The 21,299-nt window shown below is 69.1% G+C and carries 17 protein-coding genes and 1 pseudogene; 8 read left to right on the top strand and 10 right to left on the bottom strand.

Going from position 1 to position 21,299, the window contains the following annotated elements:
• Positions 1-66: 66 nt before the first annotated feature.
• Entirely contained in the window at positions 67-1,062 is a 996-nt protein-coding gene (locus EDF74_RS15330) for an aldo/keto reductase (protein ID WP_123730936.1), read from the bottom strand.
• A gap of 100 nt (positions 1,063-1,162) precedes the next feature.
• Here EDF74_RS15330 and EDF74_RS15325 point away from each other — a divergent pair, with 100 nt between their 5' ends.
• Positions 1,163-2,062 (top strand): LysR family transcriptional regulator, encoded by a 900-nt coding sequence (locus EDF74_RS15325; RefSeq protein ID WP_123730935.1) that lies wholly within the window; start codon positions 1,163-1,165, stop codon positions 2,060-2,062.
• Between the two features lie 10 nt (positions 2,063-2,072).
• On the opposite strand, the gene EDF74_RS15320 is transcribed toward EDF74_RS15325, so the two are convergent.
• The 3 genes and pseudogenes from EDF74_RS15320 to EDF74_RS15310 all read right to left on the bottom strand — a co-directional run.
• Complete coding sequence (locus EDF74_RS15320) at positions 2,073-2,429, bottom strand: hypothetical protein (RefSeq protein WP_123730934.1); 357 nt, start codon at positions 2,427-2,429, stop codon at positions 2,073-2,075.
• 186 nt (positions 2,430-2,615) lie between these two features.
• Positions 2,616-3,242, bottom strand: a complete 627-nt coding sequence (gene leuE / locus EDF74_RS15315; protein ID WP_123730933.1) for a leucine efflux protein LeuE — start codon at positions 3,240-3,242, stop codon at positions 2,616-2,618.
• Positions 3,243-3,259: 17 nt separating this feature from the next.
• Positions 3,260-4,227 (bottom strand): annotated as a pseudogene (locus EDF74_RS15310) (LysR family transcriptional regulator); the annotation flags it as partial.
• 90 nt (positions 4,228-4,317) lie between these two features.
• Here EDF74_RS15310 and EDF74_RS15305 point away from each other — a divergent pair.
• From EDF74_RS15305 to EDF74_RS15290, 4 genes are all read left to right on the top strand, one after another.
• On the top strand, positions 4,318-5,325 hold the full coding sequence (locus EDF74_RS15305) for a zinc-binding alcohol dehydrogenase family protein (protein ID WP_123730931.1): 1,008 nt from the start codon (positions 4,318-4,320) through the stop codon (positions 5,323-5,325).
• Between the two features lie 37 nt (positions 5,326-5,362).
• Entirely contained in the window at positions 5,363-6,946 is a 1,584-nt protein-coding gene (gene rmuC / locus EDF74_RS15300; protein ID WP_123730930.1) for a DNA recombination protein RmuC, read from the top strand.
• Between the two features lie 85 nt (positions 6,947-7,031).
• Positions 7,032-7,388, top strand: a complete 357-nt coding sequence (locus EDF74_RS15295; RefSeq protein WP_123730929.1) for a hypothetical protein — start codon at positions 7,032-7,034, stop codon at positions 7,386-7,388.
• Between the two features lie 56 nt (positions 7,389-7,444).
• On the top strand, positions 7,445-8,005 hold the full coding sequence (locus EDF74_RS15290) for a glutathione peroxidase (protein ID WP_088435249.1): 561 nt from the start codon (positions 7,445-7,447) through the stop codon (positions 8,003-8,005).
• A gap of 55 nt (positions 8,006-8,060) precedes the next feature.
• On the opposite strand, the gene EDF74_RS15285 is transcribed toward EDF74_RS15290, so the two are convergent.
• The 6 genes from EDF74_RS15285 to EDF74_RS15260 form a co-directional block, all read right to left on the bottom strand.
• A complete protein-coding gene (locus tag EDF74_RS15285) occupies positions 8,061-9,062 on the bottom strand; it encodes an MlaA family lipoprotein (RefSeq protein WP_123730928.1) in 1,002 nt (333 codons plus the stop codon).
• A gap of 1 nt (position 9,063) precedes the next feature.
• Positions 9,064-9,375: an STAS domain-containing protein gene (locus tag EDF74_RS15280; protein WP_123730927.1), complete on the bottom strand. Its 312-nt coding sequence runs from the start codon at positions 9,373-9,375 to the stop codon at positions 9,064-9,066.
• The gene (locus tag EDF74_RS15275; protein ID WP_123730926.1) at positions 9,365-10,027 is read right to left on the bottom strand and encodes an MlaC/ttg2D family ABC transporter substrate-binding protein; all 663 of its coding nucleotides are present in this window, start codon (positions 10,025-10,027) and stop codon (positions 9,365-9,367) included. Before EDF74_RS15275 ends, EDF74_RS15280 begins: the two co-directional genes overlap by 11 nt.
• Positions 10,024-10,551, bottom strand: coding sequence for an outer membrane lipid asymmetry maintenance protein MlaD (gene mlaD / locus EDF74_RS15270; protein WP_019183994.1), 528 nt, complete (start codon positions 10,549-10,551; stop codon positions 10,024-10,026). The genes EDF74_RS15275 and mlaD overlap by 4 nt, the downstream gene beginning before the upstream one ends.
• Positions 10,552-10,645: 94 nt before the next feature.
• Positions 10,646-11,395, bottom strand: coding sequence for an MlaE family lipid ABC transporter permease subunit (locus EDF74_RS15265; protein WP_019183993.1), 750 nt, complete (start codon positions 11,393-11,395; stop codon positions 10,646-10,648).
• Positions 11,395-12,183 (bottom strand): ABC transporter ATP-binding protein, encoded by a 789-nt coding sequence (locus EDF74_RS15260; protein ID WP_019183992.1) that lies wholly within the window; start codon positions 12,181-12,183, stop codon positions 11,395-11,397. The genes EDF74_RS15265 and EDF74_RS15260 overlap by 1 nt, the downstream gene beginning before the upstream one ends.
• Positions 12,184-12,407: 224 nt before the next feature.
• Between EDF74_RS15260 and recC the strand changes: the two genes are divergently transcribed.
• Genes recC through recD form a run of 3 tightly spaced genes read left to right on the top strand, consistent with a single transcriptional unit; the run spans position 12,408 to position 21,285 of the window.
• Positions 12,408-15,755 carry an exodeoxyribonuclease V subunit gamma gene (gene recC, locus EDF74_RS15255; protein ID WP_123730925.1) on the top strand — a complete coding sequence of 1,116 codons (3,348 nt, stop codon included), beginning with the start codon at positions 12,408-12,410 and terminating at the stop codon, positions 15,753-15,755.
• Positions 15,752-19,393 carry an exodeoxyribonuclease V subunit beta gene (gene recB / locus EDF74_RS15250; protein ID WP_123730924.1) on the top strand — a complete coding sequence of 1,214 codons (3,642 nt, stop codon included), beginning with the start codon at positions 15,752-15,754 and terminating at the stop codon, positions 19,391-19,393. The genes recC and recB overlap by 4 nt, the downstream gene beginning before the upstream one ends.
• Positions 19,390-21,285 carry an exodeoxyribonuclease V subunit alpha gene (gene recD / locus EDF74_RS15245; protein ID WP_123730923.1) on the top strand — a complete coding sequence of 632 codons (1,896 nt, stop codon included), beginning with the start codon at positions 19,390-19,392 and terminating at the stop codon, positions 21,283-21,285. Before recB ends, recD begins: the two co-directional genes overlap by 4 nt.
• The last annotated feature ends 14 nt before the right edge of the window (positions 21,286-21,299 follow it).

Genomic DNA, 21,299 nt, shown 5'->3' with positions numbered 1-21,299 from the left:
GTCCTCCCCGCGCACGCTGCCGGCAGCCTCGGCCGGATCGAGCGTCACGATCCGGCCGGTGGCACCTCAGCGGTTCAAGGTCGCCATGGCCGCCGGGGCATAGCGCGCGCCGGCGGCGGCATGGGCCGGGAAGATCGCATCGATCCTTGCCAACTCGTCGGCAGTGAGCCGCACCTGCAGCGCGCCAAGGTTTTCCTCCAGATAGGCCAGCCGCTTGGTGCCCGGGATCGGGACCAGGTCCTCACCCTGCGCCAGCACCCAGGCCAGGGCGAGCTGCCCGGGGCTCACGCCCTGGGTCGTGGCCATCGCGGTCACCGCATCCACCAGAGCCAGGTTGCGGTCGAAGTTCTCGCCCTGGAAGCGCGGCGATTGGCGGCGGTAGTCATCGGCATCGAAATCGGCCGGGCTGCGGATCGCGCCGGTCAGGAAGCCACGGCCCAGCGGCGAGTAGGGCACGAAGCCGATGCCGAGCTCACGCACCGTCGCCAGCACACCGTTGTCTTCCGGATCGCGTGACCACAGCGAGTACTCGGTCTGCACCGCGGTGATCGGATGCACCGCATGGGCGCGGCGGATCGTGCCGGCCGAGGCCTCGGAGAGGCCGAGGAAGCGCACCTTGCCCTGTTCGACCAACCGCGCCATCGCCCCCACGGTGTCTTCGATCGGCACCGTGCCGTCCACGCGGTGCTGGTAGTACAGGTCGATGTGGTCCACGCCCAGCCGCTGCAGGCTGGCCTCGCAGGCGGCGATCACGTACTCCGGGCGGCCATCGACGCTGCGCGCGGCGGTGTCGCTCGGCTCCAGCTTGATCCCGAACTTGGTGGCGAGAAACACCTGGTCGCGGCGGTCGGCGATCGCCTTGCCGACCAATACTTCGTTGGTGTGCGGGCCGTACATGTCGGCGGTGTCGAGCAGGGTGACACCGCGCTCCAGCGCGCGGTGGATGACCGCGATCGATTCGGCATCGCTGCTGCGGCCGCCATAGAAGGCGCTCATGCCCATGCAGCCCAGGCCGAGCGCGGAAACAGTGGGGCCATCGCGGCCAAGGGTACGGGTCTGCATGCGGTACTCCGGGGAGGGGAAGGAACAGGACCAGCATCCTCCCGCGGACTATGTGGATAAACTGGCTGCTCCTGCATCGTCCTTGAAGCCAGCCTTCACAATGAGCCCCCAGCATCCCCTGCCTGCCGTGGTCGCGTTCGCCCGGGTCGCGCACCATGCCAGCTTCACCCGGGCCGCTGACGAGCTGGGCGTATCGCCCTCGGCACTATCGCAGACGGTGCGCGCGCTGGAGGCCCACCTTGGCGTGCGGCTGCTGCAACGGACCACGCGCCGGGTCGGCCTGACCGAGCAGGGCGCGCGCTTCCTGGCGCAGGTACGCGAGGGCCTGGCCCGGATCGATGCCGCGTTCGAAGACCTGGACCAGCAGCGCGATGTCCCCGCCGGCAAGCTGCGCATCAACGTGCCGCGGATCGCTGCCGAACTGCTAGTGCTGCCGCACCTGCCCGGCTTCCTGGCGCGTTATCCCCAGATCGAGGTGGAGCTGTTCGTGGAAACCGCACTCACCGATCTGGTTGCCGGCGGCTTCGACGCCGGCATCCGGCTGGGCGAAAGCCTGGCCCGCGGCATGATCGCGGTGCCGATCGGACCGCTGGAGCGGCAGGTAGTGGTGGCTACGCCGGACTATCTGGCCATGCACGGTGTGCCCGCCACCCCGGCCGACCTGGTCGGGCACGAGTGCATCGTGCACCGGCTCAGCACCGGCCGGCGGATGGCGTGGGAGTTCACCGGCGAGGGTCGCGATTTCGAGGTGGAAGTGGCGGGCCGGCTGGTGTTCAACGACGCCGGGCTGATCCATGCCGCCGTGATCAGAGGCATGGGGTTGGCGCAGGGCTTTGAGGCACTCTACGCCGGCGATGTGGCGGCCGGCCGCCTGCAGTGCGTGCTGCAGGATTGGCAGCAGCCGTTCGCCGGCTTCCACCTGTACTACCCGGCACGCGAGCAGATGGCGCCCAAGCTGCGGGTGTTCATCGACCATCTGCGCGAGGCGATGCGGCGCTGACGCGCTCGGCTCATCCGGCGCCTGGCAACAGGGCGGCCGCCCAGTCCGCGAGCGGTGGATGACCCTGTGGATAGATCACCTGCGCATCGCCGGGGAAGCGCTTGCAGCACAGCACGCCATCGGCATCGAACAGACGCCAGCCCTGCGCGGCGGCTTCGGCTTCGGCGATACGGTGGCGCAGCCCGATCAACAGGCTGGCGTGGCAGTCGAACAGGCAGGCACGCAGATCGATCCGGTCCACCGGCTGCAACCCGGCAACGATCCGCGAGACCGCCGGGTGGGCCAGGTCGATCCGATGGGTGTGCATGCCGAGCAGGCGCTCGTCATGACCACTCAGGTGCTGCACGAAGTAGACAGGTGAAGGCATGGTGTCCCCGCAGCGTTGCGCACGCGCCGGGGAGGCGACGTTGGACGATGGCGCCGATTGGACACGTCACCGGCACGCAGGGGAATCTCAATGTTTGAATGAAAACCGAGCGTCGCGATGATGTTCCCTATCCGCGGGCGAACACGACGCGCGCTGTCGTCGTGCACCACGTCTGCCCGCAAGGGCTCAGCCGCTCACGCCCAGCCGCACACCGAACCCGACCAGGAACACCCCCGCCACCCGCCTCAGCCAACGCCCGACACGCGGGTGCTGCAGAATCCGACGGCGAAGCAGGTTGCCCACCCCGATCAGCGCCGAGCAGTAGGCCAGCCCCATGACGAAGATGATCAGCGCCATGGTCGCAAACGTCACCACACCCTGGTGCCGTGCTGGATCGATGAACAACGGCAGGAAGGCCATGTAGAAGATGATCGCCTTCGGGTTGAGCAGGTTGATCAGCACCGCCTGGCGGAAGTAGTGGCCCGGCGTGAGGCGGATGCCACCTTCCTCGCCTTGGGCGCGCGGCTGGCGCAGCAGGCCGATGCCGATCCACACCAGGTACCCCGCGCCGAGGTACTGCACCGCGTGGAACACCAGCGGGTTGGCCTTGAGCAGCGCGGCCACCCCGGCCACCGCCAGCCACATCAGGATCTGGTCGCCCAGCAGCAGGCCGAACAGCGCCGTGTACCCGCCGCGCACGCCGCCGCGGCCGGTGGCGGTGAGCAGGGTGAAGGTGCCCGGGCCCGGCAGTGCCAGGAACACCAGCACGGCAGCAACAAAGGTCCACAGATCCTGGATGCCCATCCACGGCATGGCGGCGACTCGACTACGGGGGGAGAGGCATTGTCCGGCAGCCGCGCGCCGGGCGATAGCGTCAGCGCGCGCCGCCCGGCAACCCGGCAAGCAGCGGCTGCAGCCGTTGCGCGAACATCGCATGCAGCTGCCGGATCGCCGGCGAGAACTGCTTGCGGTGCGGGCACACCAGGTTCAACGGCAGGTTGTCGCCGGCCCCGTCCAGCAGCACCTGCAGGCGCCCGGCCTGCACATCGGCGCAGATATCCAGCCACGATTTGAACACGATCCCTTCCCCGGCCACCGCCCAGCGGCGGACCACGTCGGCATCGTCGCAGACCATGTTGCCGCGCACCGGGATCACCGTACGCCGGCCATCGGCGTCGAAGCTCCAGCGGTCGTACGCGCGCCCGGCCAGTTGATAGAGCAGGCAGTGGTGCTCTTTCAACGCCTCCAGGCTGTCCGGCGTACCGTGCCGGGCCAGGTAGTCCGGTGAGGCGGCCAGCACCCGGCGGTTGCCCGGCAGCAGGGGCAGGGCAACGTAGCTGGCGTTGTCGAAGCGGCCCAGGCGGAAGGCGATATCGACCGGATCGCGGAACACATCGGCGACCTGGTCGGACAACTGCAGGCGCAGCTGCAGCTTCGGGTGCGCGGCGCGGAACTCGGTCAGCCACGGCAGCAGCAGGTTGCGGCCCAGATCCGAGGGTGCGGCCACCTGCAGCGTGCCGCGCAGTTCGGCATCCTCGCCACGCACCCGGGCCTCGCCCTCGCGCAGCGCGGCCAGCACCTCCTGCGCATAGGGCAGGTACAGCGCGCCCTCGGCGGTCAGGCGCAGGCTGCGGGTGGAGCGTACGAACAGGCGCAGGTCCAGCTCGCGTTCCAGCCGCGCCACCGCCGCAGCGACCTGGCCGGGCAGCAGATCCGCCTCGCGCGCGGCGTTGGAAAAACTGCCCAGCGCGGCGGTGCGGACGAACAGGGCGAGGTCATCGAACCGGACCATTTTCATTCCTGCAGTGAAAGTGCTGCCCGATTTTGCGCCTTTCTCCACCCCGCCGTGAAGCGCAGGCTGTCCGTCTTTCCCACTGGATCTCCCCCGATGAAAGCCGTCGCCTATACCCAGCATGGCCTGCCGATCAGCGACCCCGCCGCGCTGGTGGACATCACCCTGCCGATCCCCACCCCCGGCCCGCGCGACCTGCGGGTCGAGGTCCGCGCGATCTCGGTGAACCCGGTCGATACCAAGGTCCGCACCGGCGTGGCCGTCACCGAGCCCCGCGTACTGGGCTTTGACGCAGTCGGCATCGTGGATGCGGTGGGCGACGAGGTGACGCTGTTCCAGCCCGGCGACGCGGTCTTCTATGCGGGCGCGATCGGCCGCGCCGGCAGCAACGCCGAGTATCAGCTGGTGGACGAGCGCATCGTCGGCCACAAGCCGGCCAGCCTGGATGATGCCGCCGCGGCGGCGCTGCCGCTGACGGCGATCACCGCCTGGGAGTTGCTGTTCGATCGCCTGCGCATCGCGGAAAACGGCGGCGAAGGGCAGACCCTGCTGGTGATCGGTGCCGCCGGTGGGGTCGGCTCGATCCTGGTGCAGCTGGCCCGCCAGCTGACCCGCCTGACCGTGATCGGCACCGCCTCGCGCCCGGATACCCAGGACTGGGTCTACGCGCTGGGCGCGCACCATGTGATCGACCACACCCAGCCGCTGAGCGAAGGCCTGCAGCGCCTGGGCATCGCCGAGGTCAGCCATGTGGCCAGCCTGACCCACACCGACCAGCACTACGATCAGATCGTCGCCGTGCTGGCGCCGCAGGGTCAGCTGGCGCTGATCGACGATCCCGGCCAGCTCGATGTGATGGCGCTCAAGCGCAAGAGCCTGTCCCTGCACTGGGAATCGATGTTCACCCGGTCCAGCTTCAACACCCCCGATGTACAGCGCCAGCATGAGCTGCTCGAGCGCGTGGCAGCGCTGATCGATGCGGGCGTGCTGCGTACCACGCTCGGCGAACACTACGGCCGCATCAACGCCGCCAACCTGCGCCAGGCGCACGCCCTGATCGAGAGCCACCGCGCGCGCGGCAAGCTCGTGCTCGAAGGGTTCTGACGCAGCCAATGAGACCGCCGCGGCCTACACTTGGCGCATGCAAACCGAATTCCTCATTCTCGGCGGCCTGGTGTGTGCCGTCCTCGTGCTGCAGCTGCTCGCGCTGCTGCGGCGTTCCGGCAACGGCGATCTCGAACAGACCCTGCGCGAGGAAGCGCGGATCGGCCGCAGCGAACTGCGTGAGCAGCTCGAAGGCCTGGGCCGCCAGCAGGACGCCCGGCTGGAAAGTTTCGCGCGCGCGCTGACCGATCTGTCCACCCGCACCGACCAGCGCCTGGACCTGCTGCGCGATGCGCTCGGTGAAGACGCGCGCAAGGCCCGCGAGGAAAGCACGCTCAGCCAGCAGCGCACCGGCGACCTGCTGGCCCTGCGCATGCAGGAAGTGCGTGCGCAGCTGGAAGCGTTCGGGCAACAGCAGCAGGCGCGCATCGAAGCATTCGGCCAGCAGCTGGTGGAACTGACCACGCGTACCGACAGCCACATGGCCGCGCTGCGCCAGGCCCTGGCCGAAGACGCGCGCCTGGGCCGCGAGGAAACCGGGCAGTCGCAGCAGCGCCTGGCCGAATCGCTGGGCCTGCGCCTGCAGGAAATGACCCAGCGCAACGAGCAGCGTATCGGCGAGATGCGTGCCACGCTCGAGCAGCAGCTCAAGAGCCTGCAGAGCGACAACGCCGAGAAGCTCGACCAGATGCGCGTGACCGTTGACGAAAAGCTGCAGACCACCCTGGAAACCCGCCTGGGTGCTTCGTTCCAGCTGGTCTCCGAGCGGCTGGAGCAGGTCCAGCGCGGGCTCGGCGAAATGCAGCAGCTGGCCACCGGCGTGGGCGACCTCAAGCGCGTGCTGACCAACGTCAAGAACCGCGGCAGCTGGGGTGAAGTGCAGCTGGACAACATCCTCGAGCAGACGCTCACCCAGGAGCAGTACGCGCGTGGCGTCAAGGTACGCCCGGACAGCAACGAGATCGTCGATATCGCCGTGCGCCTGCCGGGCCGCGGCCATGAGGACACGCCGGTGTGGCTGCCGATCGATTCCAAGTTCCCGCGCGAGGATTACGAGCGCCTGCTCGATGCGCAGGAGCAGGGCGACGTCGAGGGGGTGCGCGTGCAGGGCGCGCAGCTCGAACGCGCGATCCGCATCCAGGCCAAATCGATCTGCGACAAGTACATCGCCCCGCCGCACACCACCGATTTCGCAGTGATGTTCCTGCCTACTGAAAGCCTGTACGCCGAAGTGATCCGCCGCCCCGGCCTGATCGATCTGCTGCAGCGCGACCATCGCGTGGTGGTGGCCGGCCCGACCACCGTCACCGCGCTGCTCAACAGCCTGCAGATGGGCTTCCGCACGCTGGCCATCGAACAGCGCTCCAGTGAAGTGTGGGGCCTGCTCGGCGCGGTCAAGAGCGAGTTCGGCAAGTTCGCCGGCATCCTGGAAAAAGCCGAGAAGCAGATCACCACGGTCGGCCGCAGCCTCGGCGAAGCCAGCCGCAAGACGCGCACCATCGAGCGTCGCCTGCGCAGCGTGGAAACGTTGGGCAGTGAACAGACCCAGGACCTGCTCGGCGACATGAGCGGCGAAGACGAGGACGTGACTGGCGACGAAGCCAGCCCGCTGCAGGACTAGGCGCCGACGCCATGCATGCATGCGATCGCGCATGCTGCGTGGCACGTCTTTTCCCCGCCTTCTCCCATCATTCAAGGAACCGTCCATGCGCCTGCCCCTGATGCTGTCCCTCCTGTTCGCCCTGGCCGGGTGCAGCAGTACCCCACCTGCAGACACCACCGCAGCGACACCCGCCACGCCCAGCGCCGCCGAATGCACCGCCGCCGGTGGCAGCCTGCAGCCGCTGGGTCGCCTGGAGCGCGTGCAGTGCGTGGTGCCCTACGCCGATGCCGGCAAGGCCTGCAGCGCCAAGGCCGACTGCACCGGCCAGTGCCTGGCCACCGGTGATGTCGCGCCGGGAACGGCCGCCCGCGGCGTCTGCCAGCGCGATGTCAGCCAGAACTTCGGCTGCCGCCAGCGCATCGATGGCGGTGTGACACTGGGCACGATCTGCGTCGACTGACCACCCCACGGCACGGCTATGCTGTGCCTCCCCCGATGCAACGCAAGGAATCTGCAGTGAGCCAGACCGTCTACGACATCCCCGTTACCACCATCGAAGGTCAGCCGACCTCGCTGGCCGACTACCGCGGCAAGGTGCTGCTGGTCGTCAACGTCGCCTCCAAGTGCGGCCTGACCCCGCAGTACGAAGGCCTGCAGGCGCTGTACGCCGACAAGCAGGCCGCCGGCCTGGAAGTGCTGGGTTTCCCGGCCAACAACTTCCTGGCCCAGGAGCCGGGCAGCGAAGCGGACATCCAGCAGTTCTGCCAGCTGGAATACAACGTCAGCTTCCCGATGTTCGCCAAGATCAGCGTGGCTGGCGAGGACACCCATCCGCTGTACCAGCAGCTGACCGCCGCACAGCCGGCCGCCACCGGCGAAGGCCCGATGCGCGAGAAGCTGCAGGGCGCCGTGGCCAAGTATCCGGAGCTGGTGGTCAACGCCGCCCCGGGCGTGCTGTGGAACTTCGAGAAGTTCCTGATCGGCCGCGACGGCCAGGTGATCGCGCGCTTCGCCCCGGACGTGCCGGCTGACGATGCCCGTCTGGTGGCCGCGATCGACGCCGCGCTGGCGGCCTGATCGGCGGACCCGGAAACAAAAAAAGCCCCGCTTCGGCGGGGCTTTTTCGTGGGGATCAGTTACCCCAGTCCGGCATCGGCATCGCATCGACCGGGATCGGCGCGGTGTCGTCGGCGTCCTTGCCGCGCGCATGCTTGCCACGCAGGTCGTTTTCGATCTGATAGTTACGGCGCTGCAGCCATGCGTCGCGGGTAAGGGCGTACTCGTCAACGGCGTTGTCGCGGATGTCGTCCAGCGCCATCAACTGCGATCGCATGTCCACCAGCTGCAGACCTTGAAGACCAATTCGGACCTTGTCTTCTTCGATGGTCCGGATCGGCGAGAGCGGGATGTCGCCCGCCAAACCGAACACGTCGCGCACCGTCCGCGGGCCGAAGAAGGGCAGCTCCACATAGCGCGAGCCGCGCCAGCCCCAGGCACCCAGGGTCTGGCCGAAGTCCTCGCTGCGTCGCGGCACCATCGCCTTGCTGGCAGGATCAAACAAGCCACCCAGGCCCAACGTGGAGTTCATCAGGAAACGACCCAGGCTGTCCCAAGCATCATCCGGACGGCCCTGCAGCAGCTGGTTGGTGATCGTCACCGGCGCGCGCAGGTTGCTGAAGAAGTTGGTGACACCGGTACGCGCAAAACGCGGAACCACGCGCGTGTAAGCGGTGGCAAGCGGTCGTGCCACGGCGCGGTCGACCACGTTGTTGAAACTGTGCACCTTGCGGTTGAAGGGTTCCCAGGGGTCATAGGCAGCACTGCCGCCTTCACTGCCCTCCGCCGTCGGGGCGGGACCGCCGTACAGCGCGGCGAAGTCGTCCTCGGCATTGGTCGGCGCGGTACCGGTGGTGGCCGCTGCGGCCGCCGGATCGGTGCTGGCCTGCGTTGCTTCGGTGGCCGTGTCGACGACGGTCTCGGCCGGTACCGCATCGGTGTTGGCGACAACGGCAGCCGGTGCCGCCGCAGGGGCGACCTCGACGCTGACCGGTGCGCTGTCGCGTGCGGGCTTGCCGGCACAGGCGCTCAGGACCAGCGCCAGCACAAGGAGGGGGAGGGTGCGTATGACGTTCATGTCAGCTCGCCGCAGAAAGGGCATGGAAATCCAGGGTGGGTGCCAGCCGGTAGGCGGCACTGAGGTCGGTGAAACCGTCCGGGCTGCCGACGATCGTCAGCGTTGTCCCGTTTGCACGCAGGCGTGCGGCCAGCTCGGCCAGCAGCGCCAGACCGGCGCTGTCGAGCCGGCTCACCGCCGCCAGATCCACCTGCTGCACGCCGTCCAGCGCGGTCAGCGAGGGCCACAGGGCCGTCACCGCCGCGCGGTCGAGCGGCCCGCTGAACACCAGCGAGCTGCCGTTGCGCTGCACGCTGGCGCTGTTACTTGCCACGCGGGGCCTGCCCGGCCTGCATGCTGCCGTTGCGCAGTTCGGTGGCCACCTGCTGGATCGACTTCTGGCGCAGCGGGGCGTCGAACTGGGTCTTGAAGGTCTGCACGTAGGAGATGCCTTCGATCATCACATCGAAGATCTTCCACTGGCCGTTGACGTTGCGCATCAGATAGTCGACCGGGGTCGGCTCGCTGCCGGCGCGGATCAGCTCGGTGGACACGCGCACGCCGCGGTTGCCCGGCAGCGGCGACTCGCTCTTCAGGCGGAAGGTCGGCTTGCCCTGGATCTCGAGCAGGGCCGAACCGTAGCGCTGCATCAGGTTGTCGGCCATCGCATCGGCGAACAGCTTGACGTCGGCATCGGACGCGCCGCGGCCGTGCACGCCCAACACCAGGCGGGCGGCGTAGTCGCGGTCGAAGGTCTTGTTGAGCTCGCTGTTGATGAAGTCACGCAGCACGGCCGGGTTGGCCCGGAACTCGGTGCGGCGCTGCTGCAGCGAGGTCAGGATGCGGGTGCTGGCGTCCATCACGGCCTTGCTGGCCTGGCCCTGCTGGGCGGCGGCGGCAGCCGGAGCGGCCTGGGCGAAGGAGAGCGAGGGCGTGGCGGCGAGCAGGGCCGAGGCCAGCAGCGCCGGGATCAGGGTCTTTTTCATGGTTGCGGTTCCGTTGCAGGCGCGGGCGCGCCGTTGCCATCGTGGGAGTCAGCGCCACCGGTGTTGGCCGGACCGCTGAACATGTACTTGCCGACCAGCTGCAGCAGGTCCACCGCCGGCTGGGTGAAGACGATCTCGTCGCCGGACTTGAGCACGTCCGGATCTCCGCCCGGCTGCAGTCCGATATAGCTCTCGCCGAGCAAACCGCTGGTGAAGATGCCGGCCGAGGTATCGGCGGGCAGATCCTTGAACTTGCCGTCGAGCTTGAGGGTCACGATCGAGTCGAACTTCTGGGGATCCAGTTCGATGCCCGAGACCTGGCCGATGGTGACACCGCCGATCTTGACCGGGGCCTGCTTGCGCAGCTGGCCGATCTGGGTGAAGCGCGCCTTGAGTTCGTAGCCGCTGCCACCGGTGCCCCACCGTTGATTGGTGGAGGCCACGGCCAGCACCAGCAGCGAGGCCAGCGCCAGCAGCAGGAACGCGCCGACGGAAAATTCGAGTCTGGGACCGCGGATGGCCATGGGATATCTCACTGTTCTTTGTCAGGTGCCTGGACAGGTGTCCGGGCGGGAAGTCTTTGCGTACCGAAGAGGCGTACCGACCAACGGTCGGTACCTACTGGAACATCATGGCGGACAGCACGAAGTTGAAGACCAGCACCAGCAGCGAGGCGTTGACCACCGCACGCGTGGTGGCGACCGAGGTGCCTTCGATGGTGGGTTCGGCATGGAAACCGACATAGGAGGCCACCAGGGCCGCCGTGCCGCCGAAGATCGCCGACTTCAGCATCGCCACGCCGAAGTCGTCCCAGAAGTCCACGCTGTTGCTCAGCGCCGACCAGAACACGCCATTGTCCAGGCCGAGCACGTGCACGGCCTCGAAGTAGCTGGCACTGATCGCCAGTGAACAGAAGATGCCGGTCAGCAGCGGCACGGTCAGTACCGCCGCCCAGAAGCGCGGGGCAACGACCTTGGCGACCGGGTCGATCGCCATCAGCTCCAGCGCCTTGATCTGATCGGTGGCCCGCATCAGACCAAGTTCGGCGGCGATCGAGCTGCCGGCGCGGCCGATGAACAGCAGCGCGGTCAGCACCGGGGCCAGTTCGCGGTACAGCGACAGGCCGAGCAGGGTGGACAAGGCGTCCGCAGCACCGAAGGTGGTCAGCGTGCGGTAGCCCTGCAGGGTCAGCACCAGGCCCACGAAGGCACCGCCCACGGCGATGATCGGCAGCGAACGTGCACCGATCTTGTAGATCTCGCGGGTCAGCTCGGCCAGGAAATCGGCGGTGGGCAGCGAGCCGCGCAGCACCGTCAGCGAGAACAGGCCGGCGCGACCGAGCGAGCGGGTGGCGTCAACGAACGGCATCAGGCAACCCTCGCACGCGGTGCGGCATCAAACGGGATCGGGCCGTCCGGCTCACCATGCAGGAACTGCCGCAGCAGCGGGTCCTGGCTGGATTCGAGCGCGGCCGGGCTGCCCTGGAACACGATGCCGCCGTTGGCGATCGCGATCACTTGGTCGCAGATCGGCAGGGTCTCGTGCACGTGGTGGCTGACGATGATGCTGGTCAGCCCCAGGCTGTGGTTGAGGCGCTGGATCAGGCTCATGATCACGCCCGAGGCGATCGGGTCCAGCCCGGTCAGCGGCTCGTCGTAGATCATCAGCGGCGGGTCCAGTGCCAGCGCGCGGGCCAGGGCCACACGGCGCGCCATGCCGCCGGACAGCTCGCGCGGCCAGGCATCGGCAGCGGCCAGCAGGCCGACCGCATGCAGTTTCATCTGCACCAGGCGGCGCAATACGGGCTTGGGCAGGCGGGTGTGGGTGCGCAGCGGCAGGGCCACGTTCTCGGCCACGGTCAGATCGGTCAGCAGGCCGTTGCCCTGCAGCAGCACGCCCACGCTCTTGCGCATCTCCAACAGCGCGCGTGCGCCGGTCGGGATGGGCTGGCCGAACAGGGTGACCTCGCCGGCAACCGGCCGCAGCTCCCCGGTCAGCGCGGCCAGCAGGGTGGACTTGCCACTGCCCGACGGGCCGAGCACGGCTGTAATGCTGCCGCGCGGAACGGTCAGCGAAACGTCGCGCAGGATCGTACGTCCGCCGCGGTCGATGCGGACGTTGGACAACTGCACCAGACTCTCTTCGGAAACCGTCATGAGCGCCATTAACAAAATTCCAACGTTGTAAGATCGTGGTGAACGGCTGAACATAACCGAACTGCACCGTGCAGTATTGTCGCACGGGCAGGTGAGGGCAGTGCCCCGACGGCCATGCCGTGGGCTGCAACACAGCGTGTCGGGCCGGCATCGGCCACGGGCGTTTCCACGTCCAGATACCCCTCAGCGCTGCGTTCGTGCGCGGGCTGCGGCACACTCCTGCGATGACCGACGCCGCTTCAGACTTCCGCCTGTACCACTCCAACTCGCTCGATGTGCTGGCCGCCCTGCTGGCCACGACGCTGCGCACGCCCGTGCCGGGCCAATCGATCCTGGTGCCGGAGGTGGTCCTGATCCCGCAGGTCGCGATGCGCCGCTGGCTGCAATCGACCCTGGCGGCCGAGTATGGCATTGCCGCCAATCTCGAGTTCCTCACCCCCGGTGAGCTGGTCGCCCGCGCCCTCAACGCCAACGTGCCCGGCGAACATGACGATCTCAATGCCGAGGGCCTGCGCTGGGGGCTGTACGCCGCGCTGCGTGACCCGGCGCTGATGGCGCAGCCGCCGATGGCGGCCCTGCAGGCGTATCTGTCCGCGGCCGATCCGCTCAAGCCGTGGGCGTTGGCCGCCGAGCTGGCCTCGGTGTTCGAGAAGTACCAGGCCTGGCGTCGCGATTGGCTGCTGCGTTGGGAGGCCGGCGCAGCACCGAACGACCCGCAGGCGATCCTGTGGCGACATATCGCCAGCGGCAAGCAGTACCGTGCGCGCCGCATCGATGCCTATCTCGCCCGTTTCGAGGGCGCCGGACAACCGCTGCCGCAGGGCCTGCCGGCGCGGGTGTTCGCCTTCGCCACGCTCAACATCTCCCCGGACGTGCTGCGGGTGATGGCCACCCAGGCGCGGGTCGGCACGATGCACTTCTATCTGCCCACGCCCACCCAGGCCTACTGGGGCGATCTGCAGACGCTGGGCGAGAAGCTGCGCAGCGGCGCGCCCGATCCGTTCGGCGAGGCGGCCGGCGAGAACCGCCTGCTGCAGGCCTGGGGCGCGGCGGGCCGCGACTTCATGGCGGTACTGGGCAGCTACGAGGTCGTGCACCCCTCCGGTGAGATTGCCGCGTACGACGATCCCGAAGAGGATGCGCGCCCGGACATGGACGCCGGCGGCCTGTCCGACAGCCTGCTGCATCGCCTGCAGCGCGACCTGTTCCACCGCCGCGGGCAGCCCGCCGGGCCTCTGCGCGAGGCGCTGCGCTACGACGACCCGAGCCTGCAGGTGCATGCCTGCCATACCCGCCTGCGCGAACTGCAGGTGCTGCACGACCAGCTGCGCGGCCTGCTCCAGGACCCGCGCTTCGATCCGCCGTTGCAGGCGCGCGACATCGCGGTGCTGGCGCCGGACATCGACCCCTACGTGCCCTACCTGGAAGCGGTGTTCGGCGGGCGCGGCGGCGGCGATGACCACATTCCCTATGCGCTGGCCGACACCAGCCCGCTGGCGGGAGAACCACTGGCCGATGTGTTCGTGCACCTGCTCGGGTTGCCGGTCTCGCGCTTCGGCTTGAACGAAGTGCTGGATCTGCTCGCCAGCGCGCCGCTGGCCGAAGCGGCCGGTCTGGATGCGGCGGCGTTCGACCGCCTGCACGACTGGCTGCAGGCCGCCGGCGCACGCTGGGGGCTGGATGCCACCCATCGCGGCCAGCACCAGGCCCCGGTCGATGATGCCTTCACCTGGCAGTTCGCACTTGATCGCCTGCTGCTGGGCCATGCCAGCGGCAGCGACGGCGATATCGCCGGGGTCGCGCCGTGGCCGGAGCTGGAAGGCAGCGCGCTGGATGCGCTGGACCGCCTGCTCGGCCTGCTGCGGGTGCTGGCGCGCTACCAGAAGGCGTTGGGAGAGGCGATGTCGCCCGGCCAGTGGCGGCAGCGTCTGCTGGCGCTGCTCGATGTGCTGCTGCCAGAGCCCCCGCAGGCCGCCAACAGCCAGCGCGCGCTGGAGCGGCTGCGCAAACTGATCAACGAGTTCGCCCGTGATGCGGATACCGCCGGCTTCGAGGGCGACGTGCCGCCGGAGGTGCTGCGTGCGCATTTCGCCGGCGTGCTCGCGCAGGCCGATACACGTGCGCCGCTGCTGACCGGCGGCGTCAGTTTCGGGCGGATGGTGCCGATGCGCCTGCTGCCGTTCCGGGTGATCTGCGTGCTAGGGCTGAACGATGGCGATTTCCCGCGCCGCGACCCGGCTGCCGGGCTCAACCAGCTCACCGCCGAACTGGGCACCGACAAGCGCCGGCATGGCGACCGCTCGCTGCGCGAGGACGACCGTTTCCTGTTCCTGCAGCTGTTCGCCTCGGCGCAGGACGTGTTCTACCTGAGCTACCTGGGCGCCGATCCGCGCGATGGCAGCGTGCGCGAACCGTCAGTATTGGTCAGCGAGCTGATCGATGCCGCGGCCGAGTACCACCTGGATCCGCCCGCGGCGGCCAAGCGGATGACGGTGCGGCACTCGCTGCAGCCGTTTGCACCGGCGGCATTCGGTGGCGGTGAGGAACCGCGACGTTTCAGCTACCGCCAGCAATGGCACCCGGCCGCCGGCTCGCTTGGCGGCGCACGGCGCGCGCTGGCGCCCTGGTTCGCACGGCCACTGCCACCGATGGAGAGCGTCGTGGGCGAAGCGGAACTGAGCGTGGATGCGCTGCGTCGCTTCCTCACCGATCCGGCCAGCCAGTTCCTCTCGCAGCGGCTCGGCCTGCGCCTGCCCGACGACGTGGACAACGCCGAGGATGTGGAGCCGCTGGTGATGGCCGCGCGCGGTGGCGATACCGTACTGCTGCAGCAGGCGGTGATCCAGGCAACCCTCGACGAGGATGCCGCGCCGCTGTACCCCCGGCTGCGCGCGCGTGCGCTGCTGCCCTCCGGTGCACTGGGCGAGCGTCAGTTCGCGCTGCTGCAGGCGCAGACCGAACCCTACGCACAGGCGCTGGCGCAATGGCAGGCCGGTACTGCGGCCGGCAGCCGCCGCTACGAAGTGGATATCGACGGGGTGCGCCTGCACGGCCGCGTCGATGGCCTGCATCCGCATGGCCTGGTGCGCCTGCGCCCGGGCCCGCTCAATGGCCGCGCCGCGATCCGTCAGGGCCTGGACTGGCTACTCGCCAACGCCGCCGGCGACGCACAGCCGCTGGTCCAGTTCCACGATGCGGGCGATGACGGGCTCGGCCCGCACACACTGCCGCCGCTGGAGGTCGAACGCGCGCACGAGGTGCTGCGACGCCTGCTGCAGCTGCGCAGCGAAGGGCTGCGCGCGCCGCTGTTGTACGGCCCGTCCACCGGCTGGGTGCTGTACACCGCCGCCGAGGCCAAGCGCGAAGCCGAGGGCCGCGCCAAGTGGCATGGCAGCGACCGCACCTGGGGCGAATCCACCGGCGCCGGCTACCCGCTCGCGCTGCGTGGCCATGATCCGTTCGCCAGCGCGGACAGCTACCGACAATTGCTGCACAACAGCTTCGTGGTGTTCACCGCGGTGCGCGAGGGCCGGGTGTTCCCGGGCTTTGACGAGAAAGGAGCCCTGCGATGATCGACCACGACCTGCTCACCGATCCCTATCTGGCGCTGCCGCTGGAGGGCGTGCGCCTGATCGAGGCCAGCGCCGGTACCGGCAAGACCTTCACCCTGGCCACGCTGTTCACCCGGCTGGTGGTGGAGAAGGGCTGGCGCATCGGCCAGATCCTGGCGGTCACCTTCACCGATGCCGCGACGCAGGAACTGCGCAAGCGCATCCGCGAGCGCCTTGCATTGGCCGCACAGCTGGTCGAGCGCGCGCCGAGCGAACAGGACAGCCCGGAGGTCGTCCTGACCCGGGTGATCCTCCACCGCCAGCTTGCCCTCGGCGAAGAAACACCGGCCGCGCTGGCGCGTCGGCTGCAGACCGCGGCCGACGAAATCGACCTCGCCTCGATCTTCACCATCCATGGCTTCTGCACCCGCGTGCTGCGTGAGCATGCCCTGGAGAGCGGACACACCTTCGATCCGCCGACCCTGCTGCCGAGCGAACGCGCGCTGCACGAGGAACTCGCCGCCGACCTGTGGCGCGTGCATGCCAACGACCCGGCCACGGTCGATGCGCTGACCTGGCTGTGGTCCGCGCCCGAGGCGCTGGCCGGTGATCTCTCCACGCTGATCAAGCCATTGCCGTTGCTGCCAGCGCGGCCAACCCACATCTTCGATGATCCCGCGCCGCAGCTGCGGCTCGCCGCGGCCGCGCTGGCCGAGGCGATCGAAACCCACGCCGAAGACGCGCAGGCGCAGATCGCCGTCGCCTTCGATCGCAAGATCTTCGACGGTCGCCGTGCCAAACGGCCCAGCTTCGACAAGGCCTTCGGCGAGCTGTTCGCCGGCCGCAGCGCGCAGCACTGGCCGCGCGGCGACAAGAGCCACCTGGGCAAGCTGCTGCCAGTGCAGCTGCTGGCCTTCTGCAAGGACGGCATGGACGGCCAGTGCCCGGTCTCGCCGCTGTTCGATGCACTGCAACGCTGGTGGCACGCCGCCGACGCGCGCGAGCAGTGGCTGCGCCAGCAGGCCACCGCGTTCCTGCATGACCTGCGCGATGAAGCGCGTGCGCGCCTGGCCGAGCTCAAGCGGATCGGACGCGTGCAGACCTACGATGACCTGATCGACGGTGTCGCCGATGCACTCGACGGCCCGCACCGCGCCACCCTGGTGCAGCAGCTGCGCGCGCAGTACGCGATCGCGCTGGTGGACGAGTTCCAGGATACCGACGACCGCCAGTGGGGCATCTTCCAGCGCGTGTTCGGCGATTCGCAGGAGACCCGTGAGGCCGGCCTGGCACCGGCGCTGTTCCTGATCGGCGATCCGAAGCAGGCGATCTACGGTTTCCGCGGCGGCGATATCCACACCTACCTCAAGGCCAAGCGCCAGGCCGATGCAGCGCCCGCGCTGGACCGCAACTTCCGCTCGCGTCCGGCGGTGCTGCACGCGATCGAAGCGCTGTACGCCAATGCCGGCGAACGCGCCTTCCTCGAAGCCGACATCGCCTTCGAGCCGGTGCACCCCGGCAGCACCCGCGTGGATGCGGATTTCCTGCGCGACGGGATTCCCGCACCCGGCCTGACCGTGCGCGTGCTGCACAACACCGAGGCCGGCGATCTCAAGGCCGATCCCTCGCGCCAGCAGGCCAGCGACGCCTGCGTGGCCGCGATCCACCAGATCCTCAGCGAGGCCCGGCAAGGGCGCGCGCTGCTGCGCGACCTGCCGGTACAGCCCGGCGACATCGCGGTGCTGGTGCGCTCGCACAAGGAGGCCACGCGCATCCAGCAGGCGCTCGGTGCGGTGGGTATTCCCGCCGTCGCTGCAGGCAAGCAGAGCCTGTATGCCACGCCCGAAGCGCACGACCTGCGCCTGCTGTTGCTGGCGCTGCTGCAGCCGGCCGATGAAGGGCGGCTGCGCGCCGCGCTGTCGACCGTGCTGCTTGGCGAAGATGCCGAGGCGATCGATGCGCTGGAGCGCGAAGGGGATGCACAACGCTCGTTCCAGGTGCGGCTGCTGGAATGGCGTGAGCGCTGGCAGCGCGGCGGTCCGTTCGCGGTGATCACCGATCTCTGTGCCGAGCACGCCGAGCGTCTGCTCGGCCTGCTGGATGGCGAGCGTCGCTTGACCAACTACCTGCAGCTGGGCGAGCTGCTGCAGCAGGCGGCCGGCCAGACGCTGGGCATGCACGGCCTGCTCGACTGGCTGCAGGTGCAGATGGCGCATGCAGACCAGAACGACGAACAGCAGCTGCTGCGCCTGGAATCGGATGCGCGCCGCGTGCAGATCATCACCCTGCACAAGAGCAAGGGCCTGGAGTATCCGCTGGTGTTCCTGCCGTTCGTGGGCATCGGTGGTGGCGCGCCGAACACCGAGGCCAACTGCACGGTGTACGCCAACGGCCGCCGCGAGCTTCACTGGAAACTGGACAAGGACGACAGCTGGAGCGCGGCCAGCACGCGCAGCGCGCAGGAACAGGAGGCCGAAGACGCGCGCCTGCTCTATGTCGGGTTGACCCGCGCCGAGCACGCGCTGTGGATCGCCGCCGGTGATCTCGCCGGCCTGGCGAAGACCCGCCTGGCACCGATGCTGTCGAACATGGCCGCCCTGCGTGACCACCCGGACATCGCCGTGATCGAAGGCCCGGTGGAGACCCGGCCGGTACAGCTCGCCTTCGAACGCGACGGCGAACTGCCGCCGGTACGCGCGATGACCCGCCGCGTCCCGCACGACTGGTGGGTGTACAGCTTCACCCAGCTGGCGCATGCCGATGCGGGCCACGACACCGATGCCGCCGCGACTGAAGTGCCGGCCCCCGCCGCCGATGAACCGGCCGGCGTGGACCTCACCCTGGAAGCAGAACAACCGGCCGTGGGCAGCGAAGAGAGCGACCCGCGTTTCATGGGCAGCCGCTTCGGCAATGTGCTGCACGATGCACTGGAAAACACCGATTTCGCGCTGTGGTCCGGCTGGCAGGCCGGGCAGCCGGCACCCGGCGAGGAAGCCGAGGTCCTGCGTGTCTCGCTGCGCGCCGAAGGCTATGCCGAGGAAGATCTGGACGATGGCGTGGGCATGTTGACCGCGCTGGTCGGCCAGACCCTGACCGTGCCCTTGCCGGAAGGCGGCGCACTGCACGATCTGCCGGCCGATGCGCGCCGCGCGGAGATCGAGTTCCACTTCGCGATGCAGCCGACCGCCGTGCCCGCCCTGCTGACCTTGCTGCACGCGCATGGACTGGTGCGTGACCGCCATGGCTTCGGCACACGGCGGCGGCTGGAAGGCCTGATGACCGGCAAGATCGACCTCACCTACGTGCGTGCGGACCGCTGGTACGTGCTTGATTACAAATCCAATCGCCTGCCCGGCTACGACGCAGCCCGGCTGGCCAGCGCCATGCAGCACAGCGAGTACGACCTGCAGGCGCTGATCTACACCGTGGCATTGCATCGCTGGCTGCGCTTCCGGCTGGGTGCGCAGTACGACTACACGCGCGACATGGGCGGCATCCGCTATCTGTTCTGCCGCGGCCTGGATGCAGGCCGCGACGACAGCCCCGGCCTGTACGCGCATCGCTTCGATCCTGCTCTGGTGGACGCGCTGGATGCGCTGTTCGCGGGTGGCGAACACGCCCAGGCCCGCATGGCCGCGCGCGCACGGGGGGACGCATGAGCCTGCTCACCACGCTGTACCGCGGCAACGCGCTGCGCACACTCGATCATGCACTGGCGCAGAGCCTGCGCCGGTTGCGCCCGGACACGCCCGAGGCGGTGCTGCTCGGTGCTGCACTGGCGTCGCTGGCGGTCTCTGAAGGCCATGCCGGCCTGGACCCGGGCCAGCCGCAGCGGCTGATCGACGCCGAGATCGAGTGGCCCGCGCCCGAGGGTTGGCTGGCGCAGCTGCGCGCCTCGCCGTGGGTGGAGGTGCCCGGCGCAGACGACGCGGTCGCCGGCGATGCACCGCTGGTGCTGGAGAACGGGCTGCTCTATCTGCGTCGCTATCGCGAATACGAACGTCGGCTGGCGCAGGGCCTGCAACGCATCGCCACCCATTCGGTGGCCGAGGCCGATCCCGGCCGCCTGGCCACCCTGTTTGGCCAGCTGTTCCCGCAGGCGCGCGAGGGCATCGATCACCAGGCCCGCGCCGCCGCCGTCGCGCTGCGCCATCCGCTGGTGCTGGTGACGGGTGGTCCCGGTACGGGCAAGACCACCACCATCGCACGCCTGTTGGTGCTGCTGGCCGCCCAGGCAGTGCAGGCGGACCAGGCATTGCCACGGGTCGCGCTGGCCGCGCCGACCGGCCGTGCCGCCGAACGCATGGCCGAGAGCCTGCGCCTGGCCGTGCAGCGGCTGCGGCTGGTCGGCATCGCGCCGGCCCTGTGCGATGCGATGCCGAGCACCGGTACCACCCTGCATCGCCTGCTCGGGGTAATCCCGGATTCGCCGCGCTTCCGCCATCACGCCGACAACCCGCTACCGTATGACGTGGTGGTGGTGGACGAGGCCTCGATGATCGATCTGCCGTTGATGACCAAGCTGGTCGAGGCGGTCGCCGATGGCAGCCGTCTGGTGCTGCTCGGCGATCCGGATCAGCTGCCCTCGGTGGAAGCCGGCGATGTGCTCAGTGCGATCCTGCGTGCCAGTGGCGATGGCCTGGGCACCCAGGCCGACGACGCGCAGGCATTACGCGTGCTGCTCGCGCCCGACGCGCTGCAACCGGTGGCACCGCCACGCCGGTTCGCGGGCCGGCGCGTGCAGCTGCAGCGCGGCTACCGGCAGACCGACGCGCTCGATCTGGCGCCGCTGGCGCATGCCGTGCGCGAGGGCAACAGTGCCACCGCACTGGCGCTGCTACGCGTAGGCACGCTGGCCGGTGTGCACTTCCACGAGGACCAGAGCGACCCGCTGCAGCATCATCGCGAGCACCTGCTCGGGCATTGGCGGGGCCTCGGCGAAGCCGCCGATCCCGGTCAGGCGCTGGCCAATGCCGGCCGCATCCGCCTGCTCACCGCCGTGCGCGAAGGCCCACAGGGTGCACGCGGGCTCAACGCGCGCATCGAGGCACTGCTGGCCGGTGTGCCGCGGCCGGGCATGGCGCCGGGTTATTTCCACGGTCGGCTGCTGCTGATCACTGAAAACAGCTACCGGCACCGCCTGTTCAACGGCGACATCGGCATCTGCCTGATTGATCGGCACGGCAGCGTCACGGCGTGGTTTCCCGGCGAGACACCGGACCAGCCGCGCGGCTTCCACCCGGGTGCGTTGCCCGCACATGAGAGTGCGTTCGCGATGACCGTGCACAAGGCGCAGGGCTCGGAGTTCGATGAGGTCTGGCTGCAGCTGCCGCGACGCGACAACCGCGTGCTGTCGCGCGAGCTGATCTACACGGGTATGACCCGTGCGCGGCAGTCGCTGCACGTGCTCGGCAGTGCGGAAGTGCTGGAGGCCGCGTTGGCGCGGCATGCCAGCCGTTTGTCGGGCCTGGCGGCGCGCCTGCAGGGCGGCCAGGGGGACGCAGTAGCCGACGCCGTCGTGACGGCGCCGGCCCAGGGGCAGTTGTTCTAGCCCCGCGTCCGGTT

This window comes from Stenotrophomonas rhizophila, from assembly GCF_003751305.1.
In the GTDB taxonomy this organism is placed as follows: domain Bacteria; phylum Pseudomonadota; class Gammaproteobacteria; order Xanthomonadales; family Xanthomonadaceae; genus Stenotrophomonas; species Stenotrophomonas rhizophila_B.
Note: the sequence above shows the minus strand (reverse complement) of the source record. Positions and strands in the feature narration are given on the sequence as shown.